The organism is Bacteroides sp. Marseille-P3684, assembly GCF_900291465.1.
GTDB lineage: Bacteria > Bacteroidota > Bacteroidia > Bacteroidales > Bacteroidaceae > Phocaeicola_A.
Genome location: NZ_LT985808.1, coordinates 2185828 through 2200150, shown reverse-complemented (window position 1 = coordinate 2200150; position 14323 = coordinate 2185828). Strand labels below are relative to the sequence as shown.

The 14323-nt window shown below is 50.8% G+C and carries 11 protein-coding genes and 1 pseudogene; 10 read left to right on the top strand and 2 right to left on the bottom strand.

Annotated elements, in window-relative coordinates:
- Together C8275_RS08555 and C8275_RS08545 are read right to left on the bottom strand one after the other, a co-directional pair.
- Positions 1–332: pseudogene (locus tag C8275_RS08555) on the bottom strand (RHS repeat-associated core domain-containing protein); the annotation flags it as partial.
- A gap of 1025 nt (positions 333–1357) precedes the next feature.
- A complete protein-coding gene (locus C8275_RS08545; RefSeq protein ID WP_106625775.1) occupies positions 1358–2248 on the bottom strand; it encodes a patatin family protein in 891 nt (296 codons plus the stop codon).
- A 102-nt stretch (positions 2249–2350) separates the two neighbouring features.
- Between C8275_RS08545 and C8275_RS08540 the strand changes: the two genes are divergently transcribed.
- The 10 genes from C8275_RS08540 to C8275_RS08500 all read left to right on the top strand — a co-directional run bounded on the left by C8275_RS08540 (position 2351) and on the right by C8275_RS08500 (position 14203).
- A complete protein-coding gene (locus tag C8275_RS08540; RefSeq protein WP_106484818.1) occupies positions 2351–3739 on the top strand; it encodes an aminopeptidase P family protein in 1389 nt (462 codons plus the stop codon).
- Between the two features lie 131 nt (positions 3740–3870).
- Positions 3871–5085, top strand: coding sequence for an aminopeptidase C (locus tag C8275_RS08535; RefSeq protein WP_022383500.1), 1215 nt, complete (start codon positions 3871–3873; stop codon positions 5083–5085).
- Positions 5086–5254: 169 nt separating this feature from the next.
- Complete coding sequence (gene recJ, locus C8275_RS08530; RefSeq protein WP_022383499.1) at positions 5255–6973, top strand: single-stranded-DNA-specific exonuclease RecJ; 1719 nt, start codon at positions 5255–5257, stop codon at positions 6971–6973.
- 3 nt (positions 6974–6976) lie between these two features.
- The gene (locus tag C8275_RS08525) at positions 6977–8905 is read left to right on the top strand and encodes an ATP-dependent DNA helicase RecQ (protein WP_106484817.1); all 1929 of its coding nucleotides are present in this window, start codon (positions 6977–6979) and stop codon (positions 8903–8905) included.
- A 63-nt stretch (positions 8906–8968) separates the two neighbouring features.
- Complete coding sequence (locus C8275_RS08520; RefSeq protein WP_106484816.1) at positions 8969–9928, top strand: lipopolysaccharide assembly protein LapB; 960 nt, start codon at positions 8969–8971, stop codon at positions 9926–9928.
- A 273-nt stretch (positions 9929–10201) separates the two neighbouring features.
- Complete coding sequence (locus C8275_RS08515; RefSeq protein ID WP_106484815.1) at positions 10202–11044, top strand: prephenate dehydratase; 843 nt, start codon at positions 10202–10204, stop codon at positions 11042–11044.
- Positions 11019–12203: a pyridoxal phosphate-dependent aminotransferase gene (locus tag C8275_RS08510; RefSeq protein ID WP_106484814.1), complete on the top strand. Its 1185-nt coding sequence runs from the start codon at positions 11019–11021 to the stop codon at positions 12201–12203. Before C8275_RS08515 ends, C8275_RS08510 begins: the two co-directional genes overlap by 26 nt.
- Before the next feature lie 49 nt (positions 12204–12252).
- Complete coding sequence (locus tag C8275_RS08505; protein WP_106484813.1) at positions 12253–13314, top strand: bifunctional 3-deoxy-7-phosphoheptulonate synthase/chorismate mutase type II; 1062 nt, start codon at positions 12253–12255, stop codon at positions 13312–13314.
- Positions 13311–13433, top strand: coding sequence for a hypothetical protein (locus tag C8275_RS14920; RefSeq protein ID WP_255413988.1), 123 nt, complete (start codon positions 13311–13313; stop codon positions 13431–13433). Before C8275_RS08505 ends, C8275_RS14920 begins: the two co-directional genes overlap by 4 nt.
- On the top strand, positions 13430–14203 hold the full coding sequence (locus C8275_RS08500) for a prephenate dehydrogenase/arogenate dehydrogenase family protein (RefSeq protein WP_106484812.1): 774 nt from the start codon (positions 13430–13432) through the stop codon (positions 14201–14203). Before C8275_RS14920 ends, C8275_RS08500 begins: the two co-directional genes overlap by 4 nt.
- The last annotated feature ends 120 nt before the right edge of the window (positions 14204–14323 follow it).

Sequence of the window (14323 nt, the reverse complement as noted above, 5' to 3'; positions counted from 1 at the left end):
GTATTGATGTAGACTAAATTGCCGTTGGCATCGTAGAGGTATCTGTGTCCGTTGTCGATCTTCTCCTTGGGTGTTCCCTCGGTGCGGTAGTTCAAGTCCTCTATCTTGGAGAGCTGGAACTTGTGCCCCAAGGAATCCTGATAGGTATAGGCCAGGTCATATCCGGCATTGAGCGTGCCATCAAACTGCACGCCTTGTTGGGTAAGGTGCTGGCTCTTCGACTTGATGCGGTGCATATTGTCATAGCTCATCGCAAGGGTGTAGGATGCGCTCTTACTGTCTGCACCACGGTACTTGCCGCTTGCGCTTGTGCGTCCGCCATTTCTTAACATGCAATATTTAATTTTCCTTAACATTGTCAACGCAAGTCAATCAATAACACATTTCAAATTAACATCAAATCTAAAAGACCATCTCGTTCCCTCCACTTATATATAGAGAATAGTCTTGAATTTCCTGTTAATCATAACATTTTGGCTTATAGTGCAAATATAGTCATAATATCAGGGAATACCGCTTTAACCTGCAGAAAAAAGAATAGAAGGGAACTTCAATGCACATGAAATCAATTATGCATTTTATATTCAAAAGAAGCCTCAACTAACAAAATGGCAAAACGTCAAACGAATCGCCTGAGAAGGGCCTTCCTTGGAACAAAACACGAGTTGGTGACCGAGAAGGGCCTTCCCAGGCGATTCGCAAAATACATGATGGCACTCTTCTGACTATTTTTATATCTTTCCGTCTTAATTAAGAGATAAAAGTAATTCTTCCATTCACCAAAACGAAGAAGAAGTTTGCAATTTCATCATTTGAAAAATGAACACTGCACACACAAACTAGAGGTAAAAGAAGGTGAAATTCGGTATATTATTGTTGTCTATCAAGAAAATCGAATGTTCGACCCACGAAACAATATTGTTTGGCGAATCAAACAATATTGTTTGATATGGCAAACACAAGTGTTTGATGCGTGAAACAATATTGTTTGTAGGTATAAACATGCAACTTTCAGCTTGAAATGGAATGTTTATGCGTCCGAAAGCGCATATCTATTCCTAAAAAAGCCTACTTTACACGTTTTTCCCAAAATACGCGTTAGCCGGAAAAGGCAGAAATGCCAATTCTGTCAAGCAAATATCGCCTTTTGCTTTCTTTACGTTTTGTGGAATCTTTACATCAGGGGAGGCTTTTCTGTCATCCGTTCCTTCCTTTAAGTCATTTTCAACCCAACAGCGGAGGTCGCCCTGATGTGCGTAAATTGGAATAATCTTGTGGACTTTGTTCGTATGAACAGTGTTATAAGCGGAAGAGAAAGCCAACCGCAAAATGAATGCTACCCTATAAAAATGCATGCTTATAAAACCTTATCCGACAGAATGGATACGGATTTCATAAATGATGCGGCTTCTTCACTCTCCATCACCGTTTTTGCACAAGCATATCCTTCGTCGTACAGAGCTGCCAGTTTCTTCACATCTTTCTCGATGCGCCCGACAACCATGGGTTTCATCGGACGTATAACCAAAATACGTCCTTCTTCCTCCATCCGTTCCACCATTTCCAGCTGACGATTGTAAATGGCATTACGGTGACTGAGTATCTCACGCAATTTAGGGTATTTCTTATAGATAAAGGAAGGAATCCTCATGTCTTTGGCCGTTTTCCGATACCCTTTGTTACGCGTAAGTACTACCACATTCTTCCAATATCCCTGACTGACAGAACGTACGACAGGAATCGAGTCTATAATTCCCCCATCCAGCATCGGCACTCCGTCCACATACGTGATTGGACAGACATAAGGCAAGCTGCTCGATGCTTTAGCAAGTAAAACCAGCCGCGCCGGATCTGAACGCTCTTCCAGATAGCAAGGAAGCCCCGTACGGCAATCAGTCATGACCATCTCAAAACGGGTAGGATTGGCAAAGCACGCGTCATAATCAAAAGGCAAAATACGTTCAGGAAATTGTCGATACAATAAATCCAGATTGAGAATGCTGTGCTGTGTCCACAGATGCCTTACACCTATATAGCGATACTCTTTCATCATCTCTACATTGCTGAAACGTGCCCTTCCCCGTTGGTGCGACATGTATGACAAGCCATTGCACGCTCCGGCAGATACACCTATAATATAAGGGAACTCAATGTGTGCATCCATAAAATAATCTAACACACCACAGGTAAATACGCCACGCATACCACCTCCTTCCAAAACCAGTCCTGTGTGATTGTCTATCGCCATATAGATTTTATTCAAAGATATGGGCAAAGATATTAGTTTTATTCATAGGAATGACTATTTTTGCAAAATAACTTAAATCAACAAATCTAAGCCAGGTGTAATATGTTCAACGCAGATTACAAGAAACGCCGCCAAGCTCTTCAAACTAAATTGCAAGGTGGCATCATCATTTTTCCGGGCAATAACGAAGCTCCGTGCAATTACCCGGACAATGCTTACAAATTCCGTCAGGATAGTAGCTTTCTCTATTTCTTCGGTATCAATCGTCCCGGGATGACTGGTGTCATTGACTTGGACAGCAGTGAGGAATATCTCTTTGGAGACGATGTAACCATGGACGACATCATTTGGATGGGGCCGCAACCCAGTGTCAAAGATATGGCGGCAAGTATTGGCGTAGACAACAGTGGGTCGACCCAGGATTTGAAAACATTAGTTACTACTGCTGCCAGACAACGCCGCCAGATACACTATCTCCCTCCCTATCGCCATGATACCATGTTCGCTTTGGAAGAGATGCTCGGTATCCCTGCTGCAGAACTGAAAGCCAAAGCCTCCCTTCCGCTGATCAAGGCTGTTGTGGACCTGCGTTCTGTAAAAGAGCCTTGCGAAATTGAGGAAATCGAACGCGCCTGTGATATTGGCTATGAAATGCATACCACCGCAATGCGCCTCTGCAAGCCCGGTGTAAAAGAGCAATACATAGCCGGTGTACTCGACGGCATTGCAGCTTCTTACGGCAGCATGACCTCATTTGCCACCATCCTCTCCCAAAACGGAGAAACCTTGCACAACCATTATCATGGCAACATCTTGCAAACCGGCAAGCTGATGCTGACCGATGCCGGAGCTGAAACCGTCAATAACTATTGCTCGGATTTCACACGTACAGTTCCTGTTGGCGGACGTTTTACCAGCCGCCAAAAGGATGTATATAACATTGTCGTAGCCTGCCATGACCATGCCATCGACTTTGCGCGCCCCGGGCAGACCTGGAAAGAGGTACACATCAATGTATGCAAAGTGCTGGCCCAAGGTCTGAAAGATCTGGGACTCATGAAAGGCAATGTGGATGATGCCGTAGCTGCGGGTGCACACGCTCTTTTCATGCCCCATGGACTGGGACACATGATGGGACTTGATGTACATGACATGGAGGGATTAGGACAAGTCTATGTAGGCTATGATGAGGAGACCCGTCCTTCTGAACAATTTGGATTGGCATCCTTGCGTATGGGACGTCGCCTGCAAGAAGGCTTTGTCATCACGGACGAACCGGGATGTTACTTTATTCCTGCCCTGATTGATAAATGGAGGGCTGAAAACAAGTTCACCGATTTTCTTAACTACGATATCATCGACACTTATAAGGATTTCGGCGGTATCCGCTTGGAGGACGATGTGTTGATTACCGCGACCGGCTCGCGCTTCCTGGGAAAGAAACATATTCCATTAACCGTCGAGGAAGTTGAGAACATCATGAATGAGTAAAAACAACAGACTAAGAGAATGAACTTAATGAAATGGTCGTCAGACATTGGCGCAGTAGCCGATTGACAGTTCATTCACTTAATAACAATTCAGAAATAACTAAATTAGTTTAACCATCACAAAACCAAAACATGAAAAAAACATTATTTGCAACGGCTGCACTCAGCCTGCTGTTCATGGGTCAGGCTATGGCACAGGAGCAAGCGAAAGAAGAGAAAAGAGAAGGCTTTGTATTCACGACCGTGAAAGAAAACCCCATCACCTCCATCAAGAACCAAAGTCGTGCAGGTACTTGCTGGTGCTATTCAGGCTTAGGCTTCATTGAATCCGAACTGCTGCGTATGGGCAAAGGTGAGTATGACTTCTCTGAAATGTATCTGGTCTATAATACTTATATGGACCGCGCCAACGCAACTGTCCGTACCCATGGTGACGTATCCTTCTCACAGGGAGGTTCGTTCTATGACGTGATTTATGGAATGCAGCAGTTTGGCTTGGTGCCTGAAGAATTGATGCGGCCGGGTGTCATGTATGGTGACACACTGTCCAACCACAATGAACTTTCGGCAGTAACTGAAGCTTATGTGGCAGCCATTGCTAAAGGCAACCAGAAATCCATCCAGATGGACGAGAACAATGTACCTGTATGGCAAAAAGGTCTTGCCGGTATCTACGATGCCTACTTGGGCAAACGTCCGGAATCTTTCGAATACAAAGGAAAGACCTATACCCCGAAGTCATTCTACGAATCAACCGGACTGAATGCCGACGACTACATCTCGCTGACCTCTTATACGCATCATCCGTATTACAAACCTTTCGTACTTGAAATCCAGGACAACTGGCGTTGGGGACAATCCTACAACCTGCCGCTTGACGAATTCATGGAAGTGTTTGACAACGCAATCATGAACGGATATACCATTGCATGGGGAGCTGACGTCAGCGAAAACGGATTCAACCGTACCGGTATCGGAACCTTGCCTGACATGAAGAAGGCACAAGAAGACTTGACCGGCTCTGATATGGCACGCTGGTTGCGCCTCTCCAACTCTCCGCAATTCATCAACAGCCCGCAGCCGCAAATGTGGTGCACACCCGAGGAGCGCCAAAGAGCTTATGACAATTGGGAAACGACCGACGATCACGGCATGCAGATTTACGGTATTGCCAAAGACCAGAAGGGTACGGAATACTACATGGTAAAGAACTCATGGGGCACCGTTGGCGACTACAAGGGTATCTGGTATGTATCCAAAGCTTATGCACGATACAAAACCATGAACATTGTTGTCAACAAGAAGGCACTTCCCAAGGAAATAGCCAAGAAACTGGGTATAAAATAAAATTCTACAGCATCTGATTCCCCGGTTTTAAAACTTGCCCAAGCGCACCGATTCTGTTAAATATATGCAGAATCGGTGCGCTTTTCTATTTCTTTTTCCTAACTTTACAAATCGAAACGGAGAAATTCCTCCGCCTGATAAAGAAAGAAAAAGAAAAACAATATATAAAATGCGATACAGATGGAATTATCAAGCTCCCACACACAATGAAGTAGAGGCAGCCAACTCCTTTGCTAAAGAGCTGGGCATCCACCCGATTCTATGCCACTTACTTCAAAAAAGGGGAATCACCACCGTCTCCGCAGCCAAAAAATTCTTCCATCCACAATTGAACGAACTACACGACCCATTTCTAATGAAAGATATGGACATAGCCGTAGAGCGTCTCAACCAGGCGATGGGAAGAAAGGAACGTGTGATGATTTATGGCGACTATGATGTAGACGGTACGACTGCCGTGGCACTGGTCTACAAGTTTCTACAACAATTTTACTCCAACATAGACTACTACATTCCGGACAGATACAACGAAGGATATGGAGTATCCATACAGGGAGTGGACTACGCGCATGAAACGGGAGTCAAACTCATCATCGTGCTCGACTGTGGAATCAAAGCTGTGAAAGAAATCACGTATGCTCGGGAAAAGGGCATTGACTTTATTATCTGCGACCACCATGTGCCTGATGAAATTCTCCCTCCTGCCGTGGCTATCCTCAACCCCAAACGCCTGGATGCAACGTATCCCTATCCGCATCTGTCGGGCTGTGGAGTCGGATTCAAGTTCATGCAGGCTTTTGCCAAAAGCAACGGAATCGAATTCAAACAGCTTACTCCGTTACTCGATTTGGTGGCTGTCAGCATCGCTTCTGACATTGTACCTATCATGGGAGAAAACCGGATTCTGGCATATTACGGCCTCCGTCAATTGAACTCCAATCCCAGCATCGGACTAAAAGCCATCATCGACGTATGCGGACTGGCGGACAAAGAAATCAACATCAGCGACATTGTCTTCAAAATCGGACCGCGCATCAACGCATCGGGACGGATTCAGAACGGAAAGGAAGCGGTCGACCTGCTCATTGAGAAAGATTTTGCCAGCGCGTTGGCGAAAAGCAATCAAATCAACCAATACAATGAGACGCGCAAGGACCTGGACAAGAGCATGACGGAAGAGGCCAACAAGATTGTGGACCATTTGGAAGGATTGTCACACAGACGTTCCATCGTCCTCTACAACGAGGCATGGCACAAGGGTGTCATCGGCATCGTGGCTTCACGCCTGACGGAAATCTATTACCGTCCGGCTGTCGTACTCACACGCACCAACGACATGGCTACGGGGTCTGCCCGCTCGGTTGCCGGATTCGATGTGTACAAGGCTATCGAGCATTGTCGTGACCTCCTGGAGAACTTCGGAGGACACACCTATGCTGCCGGGCTCTCCATGAAAGTGGAAAATGTAGACGCCTTCACGCAACGGTTCGAACAGTTTGTGGCAGAACACATCTTGCCGGAACAGACACGTGCCATCATCAACATTGACGCCAAAATAGACTTCCGTGACATTACAGCCAAGTTCTTCAACGACCTGAAGCATTTCAATCCATTCGGACCGGACAATCACAAACCCATCTTCTGCACCAACCACGTCTATGACTATGGGACAAGCAAAGTGGTCGGACGTGAACAGGAACACATCAAGCTGGAACTGGTGGACAACAAGTCGCACAATGTGATGAACGGAATCGCTTTCGGCCAAAGTTCGCAGGCTCGATACATCAAGACCAAACGTTCGTTTGACATCTGCTACACCATTGAAGAGAATACGCACAAACGCGGAGAAGTGCAACTGCAAATAGAGGACATACGCCCTGCTGAATAAATCATGACGGACTATAGAGCCATCCTCAAGCACTATTGGGGATATGACAACTTCCGAGGCATCCAGGAAGAAATCATCAACAGCATTGGCAGTGGAAAAGACACCTTGGGACTGATGCCGACGGGGGGAGGAAAATCAATCACCTTCCAGGTTCCGGCATTAGCACAGGAAGGCTTATGTCTGGTCGTAACTCCACTCATCGCATTGATGAAGGACCAGGTACGCCACTTGCGCGAACGGGGCATCAAGACTACTGCCATCTATTCCGGCATGACTCGTGACGAAATTGTCGTCACGCTGGAGAATTGCATCTTCGGCAACTACAAGTTCCTCTACATCTCTCCGGAAAGACTGGGGACAGAGCTGTTCCAGACCAAACTCCGGAAGATGCACGTCAGCTTTATCACGGTGGACGAATCACACTGCATCTCGCAGTGGGGATATGACTTCCGTCCGGCTTACCTGAAGATACATCAGCTCCGCGAACTGCTGCCGGACGTGCCTGTCCTCGCGCTGACTGCAACGGCAACGCCTGAGGTGGTCGCCGACATTCAGAAGCAGCTGCATTTCCGCGAGGAGAATGTGTTCCGGATGAGTTTCGAACGTCCGAACCTGGCTTACATCGTCCGGGAAACGGAAAACAAACCCGAACAGGTCATCCACATCCTGCAACGGATGAAGGGGTCCGCCATCATCTATGTGACCAGCCGGAGAAAGACCAGGGAAATGGCAACCTACCTGCAACAGCACGACATCACTGCCGAATACTATCATGCCGGACTGGACAATGCGGAAAAGGACCTCCGGCAACAACGATGGCAGACGGGAGAGTCACGGGTCATGGTAGCGACCAACGCGTTCGGCATGGGCATCGACAAACCGGACGTACGCCTGGTCATACACACGGATTCGCCCGACTCGCCGGAAGCTTACTTCCAGGAAGCCGGACGAGCCGGACGCGACGGGAAGAAGGCCTACGCTGTCCTGCTTTACAATCCGCATGACAAGAGGATGCTCAACAAACATGTCTCCGACAAGTTCCCCGAGAAAGACTACATCCGGAAGGTGTACGAACACTTGTGCTACTACTATCAGATGGCGGTGGGCGACGGGTTCGACTGCACGTATGAATTCAACATGGACGAGTTCTGCCGCAACTTCAAGCACTTCCCCGTACCGCTGCATCATGCCTTGCAACTGTTGTCGCGCTCGGGATACATCGACTATACGGGAGAGCAGGAAAGCAGCTCCCGCATCATGTTCATCTTCCGCCGTGATGAGCTTTACCGGATACACGGATTGCCGGAGGAGACCGAAGAGCTCCTGCAAGCCTTGCTGAGAAACTACACAGGAGTGTTCTCCGACTATGTCATCATCAGCGAAAACGACATCAGCCGGAAGACCGGACTCTCCCGCCAACAGGTCTATGAGGGGCTGCTGAGCCTCGCCCGGAGGCGCATCCTGCAATACATCCCCGGCAAGAAGACCCCTTACGTGACCTTCACGCAGAAAAGGGTGGAGACAGAGCGGATTGTGATTCCACCGGAAGTATACGAGCTGCGGAAGGAGAACTACGCCCAGCGCATCAAGGCGATGCTGACCTACATGACCTCACGGGATGCATGCCGCGGACGCATGCTGCTGGACTACTTCGGCGAACGCCATACGCACAACTGCCTGCAATGCGACGTCTGTCTCAGGAAGCATGACTCGGGCCTGCTACTGGGGGAATTCGAGAACCTGCGGGCAAAAATCTTCCAGGAACTCAGCGACGGACTGCCCCACCCTGCCGCCGACCTGATGGAGCTGGACAACTCACCGGACAAAATGAAGAAAGCATACGCCTACCTCCTGCACTGCGGAGACATACGCCTGCAGGACGGACGGGCAAAGCTCAACAAGAAATATTTGAGTACAGAGATAGAGGAATAAAAAAACATCCATATCTTTGCCCCCATCTTAACTTTAATCCCATTTAAACAACACCCCTTAATTATGATGAACCTCTTAAAGAAACTCTTTACCGGCAACAACGAACCGGAAGAGAACGTACGGCACAAGAACGAAGAGAGAAATTTCGACATTCTCAAATACGATGGCATACGCGCACAGCGCATCGGGAAATGGATTTATGCAGAGAAGTGTTTCAAGGAAGCACTCAACATCCGACCGGACCTGGAGACTGCATCGCTGCTCGTCAGTACATCCCTTCAGCTGAACAAGCTCGACCAGGCACACGAAGTGCTGGGACAGATGATCAGCCTCGAACCTCAACGCTTGCAAAGCTACCTCGACCTGGCACGCGTCTGCTACCTCCAGGAACACTATGATGACATGCTGGCAACGGCACAACAGGCTGCACAACTGGTGCCCGACAACGAAACACCCTACTTCCTCCAGGCACAGGCATACCACAAGCTGGGAGACTCCATACACACCATCGTCGCCCTGACACAGGCCATCAGCAGGAAGGAAGACTTCACCGAAGCCTACCTCATGCGCGGGCAGGTGCTGCTGGAGATGAAACAGTACAACGAGGCACTGGAGGACGTCGACTTCCTGCTGAAACATGACTCCATCGACGAAGAGGCACTCCGTCTTGCAGCGGAAGTGCAACAGGGACTGGGCAACGAAGACGAAGCCGTCACTTACTACAAGAAAGTCATCGACCTGAACCCCTTCAACGAACATTCCTACGAACAGATTGCCCTCATCCATGCACGGAAAAAGGAATACGCACAGGCCATCACCACACTCGACGAAGCGCTCGAAATCAACGAGAAGGCACAGCTCTACCAGCTGCGCGGAAAGCTGAAGATGGACAGCGGAGACAAGGAAGGGGCACTCGCCGACATGAAGAAGGCGCTCGAGCTGAACCCCGAAAGCGAGAACCGCATCAGCGGACATTTCGACAACTTCGACACGCTCTACAAAAGCAACAATCCGCTGGGCTGATGAAAGGAAAATAGCGGAATTTGAAAAAAAATGTTTGCAGATGTTGCATTTTAAAAGAAATGTACTACTTTTGCCCACGTATTAACAACAAAACAACAATGAAAGCTTTATTCCATACATATTTTTACTTCTTCTTTTACTTTTACTTTAGCAACAAAGTGAAGCGGGAAGTCGTATATGTAAGGTAAGCCTACAACTGATGATTATGAACTTATATAAGGTCCCGCTTCAACACTGAGGCGGGATTTTTTATTTTAAAACAAGATAAACAGCATGAAACGAATTGCAATCCAAGGTGTCAAAGGCTCTTACCACGACATGGCTGCACACCAGTATTTCGAAAATGAAGACATCGAACTCATCTGCTGCTCCACGTTCGACGGAATCTTTGATGCCATGAAGCAGGACAGCAATGTCATCGGCTTGATGGCTATCGAAAACACCATCGCCGGAAGCTTGCTGCACAACTATGACTTGCTGCGTGAAAGCCATACCACCATCGTCGGCGAACACAAGATGCGCATCTCACACAGCCTACTCTGCCTGCCGGAGGAGGGATGGGGCGACATCGTCGAAATCAACTCACACCCCGTGGCACTGGCACAATGCCGCGAATTCCTCCTGCAACATCCCGACGTGAAAATCGTCGAAGCAGAAGACACCGCCGGAAGCGCCGAACTCATCAGCCGCAAACAGCTCAAGGGCCACGCAGCCATCTGCTCCAAATCCGCCGCTTCGCTCTATGACATGAAAGTCCTGGAAGAGGGCATCGAGACCAACAAGCACAACTTCACCCGTTTCCTCGTCGTGGCAGACCCCTGGAAGGCGGACGAGCTGCGCGACCGCTCGCACATCAACAAGGCGACCATCGTTTTCTCACTGCCTCACTGCGAAGGCAGCCTCTCACAGGTACTTTCCATCTTTTCGTTCTACAACATCAACCTGACCAAGATACAGTCACTGCCCATCATCGGACGGGAATGGGAATACCTCTTCTACGTCGATGTCGCCTTCGCCGATTACCTGCGCTACAAGCAGTCCATCGACGCCATCACACCCCTGACAAAAGAACTTCAAATACTTGGTGAATATGGAGAAGGAAAATCACACATTTGACATACAGCCCGCCGAACGGCTAAGCTCCGTCAGCGAATACTACTTCTCGAGGAAACTCAAGGAGGTGGCACGCATGAATGCCGAGGGACAGGACGTCATCAGCCTGGGCATCGGAAGCCCTGACATGCCGCCTTCCGACGAAACCATCCGCGTGCTCTGCGAAACCGCACGCCAACCCGACGTGCACGGCTACCAACCCACCGTCGGAATCCCCGAACTGAGACAGGCGATGGCAGCATGGTACCGACGGTTCTATGACGTGGAACTCAATCCGGACACCGAAATCCAACCGCTCATCGGTTCGAAGGAAGGCATCCTCCATGTCACCCTCGCACTGGTCAATCCGGGCGACCAGGTACTCGTTCCCAACCCCGGATACCCCACCTACACCTCGCTCAACCGCTTGCTCGGCAGCGAAATCGTCCCCTACGACCTGCTGGAGGACCAGCAGTGGCAACCGGACTTCGACGCACTGGAGAAGATGGACCTGAGCCGCGTGAAAATCATGTGGACCAACTACCCCAACATGCCGACGGGCGCCAATGCCACCCCCGAACTCTACCGGCGGCTCGTGGACTTTGCACGCAGGCACAACCTCGTCATCGTCAACGACAATCCCTACAGCTTCATCCTCAACGAACATCCGCTGAGCATCCTGCAGGTCCCCGGAGCCAAGGACTGCTGCATCGAATTCAACTCGATGAGCAAAAGCCACAACATGCCGGGATGGCGCGTCGGCATGCTCGCCACCAACGCACGCTTCGTACAGTGGATACTGAAGGTGAAGAGCAACATCGACTCCGGCACCTTCCGCCCCATGCAGCTGGCAGCGGCACAGGCATACCGCAACTCCGACGAGTGGCACGAAGCCATGAACCGCACCCTCTACCGCAGCCGCAGGCACCTGGCGGAGGAAATCATGCGTACCCTGGGATGCACCTTCGACCCCGCGCAGGTGGGCATGTTCCTCTGGGGACGGATTCCCGACAGCTATACCGACGTCGAGGAACTCACGGAAAAGGTGCTCCACGAAGCCAGGGTCTTCATCACCCCCGGATTCATCTTCGGCAGCAACGGCGCACGCTACATACGCATCTCGCTCTGCGCCAAGGAGGAGAAACTGGCGGAAGCACTCCAACGAATAAAGAACATCATCTGAACAACCGGCCACACAACACCGGACAAACATTCAAACAATACAACGAACTATGGAACTCGAATCAATCCTCTTACCGGGCATCGAACCCAAACGCCCCATCATCATAGCCGGCCCTTGCAGCGCCGAAACTGAAGAACAAGTCATGCAGACTGCCACCGAACTGGCAAACCGCGGCATACGCATCTTCCGCGCAGGAATCTGGAAACCGCGCACCAAGCCCGGAGGCTTCGAAGGCGTCGGCGAACCGGGACTCGCCTGGCTGCAACGCGTAAAACAGGAGACGGGCATGTACGTCACCACCGAAGTCGCCACCGCCAAGCACGTCGAGGCGGCACTGAACGCCGGCATGGACATGCTGTGGATTGGCGCACGCACCTGTGCAAATCCCTTCGCCATGCAGGAGATTGCCGACGCCCTCGCGGGAGTGGACATCCCCGTCCTCGTGAAGAACCCCGTCAACCCCGACCTCGAACTCTGGATTGGAGGCATGGAACGGCTCAACAATGCAGGCGTGAAACGCATGGCAGCCATCCACCGCGGCTTCTCCTCCTACGACAAGAAGATATACCGCAACCTGCCGCAGTGGCACATCCCCATCGAGCTGCGCCGACGCATCCCCAACCTGCCCATCTTCTGCGACCCCAGCCACATCGGCGGCAAACGCGAACTCATCGCCTCCCTCAGCCAGCAGGCAATGGACCTGGGCTTCGACGGACTCATCGTCGAGAGCCACTGCAACCCCGACTGCGCCTGGAGTGACGCCGCACAGCAGGTGACACCCGACGTGCTGGCATACATCCTCAACCTCCTGGTCATCCGCAAGGAGAAACAGTCCACCGAGAACCTCAACGAGCTGCGTACGCAAATCGACGAGTGCGACAACAACATCATCGAGATTCTCGCCAAGCGCATGCGCATCTGCCGCGAAATCGGAACCTTCAAGAAGGAACATGCCATGACCATCCTCCAGACGGGACGCTACAACGAAATCCTGGAGAAGCGCGGCGCACAGGGCGAGCTCTGCGGCATGAGCGCCGACTTCGTGCGGACCATCTTCGAGGCAATCCACGGAGAGTCCGTCCGTCAGCAGATGGAAATCATCAACAAGTGAAAAACAACCCTCACAACATACAACTGAACACCCTCTCACGGGACACACGGCACGGACGGCGCAACCCCGCGTCCCGTCCGCCTGCCGGTGCCCGCACCACCAAACAACCCACCACATGAGAATACTGATACTCGGAGCCGGAAAAATGGGCTCCTTCTTTACCGACCTCCTCAGCTTCCAACACGAAACAGCCGTCTTTGACATCGAACCCCGACGGATGCGCTTCATCTACAACACCTACCGCTTCACGACCGACGACGAAATCCGTGACTTCCGTCCCGAGCTGGTCATCAATGCCGCCACCGTGAAGTACACGCTCGACGCCTTCCGCCACGTGCTCCCCCTGCTGCCCAAGGAGTGCATCCTCAGCGACATCGCCTCCGTGAAGACCGGACTGAAGGAGTTCTACGAATCCAGCGGCTTCCGCTACGTCTCCACCCATCCCATGTTCGGACCCACCTTCGCCAGCTTCAACAACCTGAGCAACGAGAATGCCATCATCATCACCGAGGGCGACCACCTGGGACGCATCTTCTTCAAGGACCTCTACAGCTCGCTGAAGCTGAACATCTTCGAGTACAGCTTCGAGGAGCACGACGAAACCGTCGCCTACTCGCTCTCCATCCCCTTCGTGTCCACCTTCGTCTTTGCAGCCATCATGAAGCACCAGGACGCGCCCGGCACCACCTTCAAGCGCCACATGGCCATCGCCCGGGGCGTGCTGAGCGAGGACGACTACCTCCTGCAGGAGATTCTCTTCAACCCACGCACGCCGGCACAGGTCGAGCGCATCCGCACGGAGCTCAACGAGCTGCTCACCATCATCAGCGACAAGGATGCCGACGCGATGAAGCGATACCTGACCAAAATCCGCGAACACATCAAGTGACCGTCCGCTGACACACCGACGGGCACGCCGGCAGCCCCCGCACACTTGTCAAGATACGTTAAGAGAGGAAGGAAATAGATTTTTCTTGACTTCCTCTTTTTGCCGTTTGTCGTATATTCG

Excerpts from the sequence above, each read along its gene's own strand:
- C8275_RS08545 (WP_106625775.1), bottom strand. The coding sequence starts at position 2,248 with ATGGCGATAGACAATCACACAGGACTGGTTTTGGAAGGAGGTGGTATG.
- C8275_RS08540 (WP_106484818.1), top strand. The coding sequence starts at position 2,351 with ATGTTCAACGCAGATTACAAGAAACGCCGCCAAGCTCTTCAAACTAAA.
- C8275_RS08535 (WP_022383500.1), top strand. The coding sequence starts at position 3,871 with ATGAAAAAAACATTATTTGCAACGGCTGCACTCAGCCTGCTGTTCATG.
- recJ (WP_022383499.1), top strand. The coding sequence starts at position 5,255 with ATGCGATACAGATGGAATTATCAAGCTCCCACACACAATGAAGTAGAG.
- C8275_RS08525 (WP_106484817.1), top strand. The coding sequence starts at position 6,977 with ATGACGGACTATAGAGCCATCCTCAAGCACTATTGGGGATATGACAAC.
- C8275_RS08520 (WP_106484816.1), top strand. The coding sequence starts at position 8,969 with ATGATGAACCTCTTAAAGAAACTCTTTACCGGCAACAACGAACCGGAA.
- C8275_RS08515 (WP_106484815.1), top strand. The coding sequence starts at position 10,202 with ATGAAACGAATTGCAATCCAAGGTGTCAAAGGCTCTTACCACGACATG.
- C8275_RS08510 (WP_106484814.1), top strand. The coding sequence starts at position 11,019 with ATGGAGAAGGAAAATCACACATTTGACATACAGCCCGCCGAACGGCTA.
- C8275_RS08505 (WP_106484813.1), top strand. The coding sequence starts at position 12,253 with ATGGAACTCGAATCAATCCTCTTACCGGGCATCGAACCCAAACGCCCC.
- C8275_RS08500 (WP_106484812.1), top strand. The coding sequence starts at position 13,430 with ATGAGAATACTGATACTCGGAGCCGGAAAAATGGGCTCCTTCTTTACC.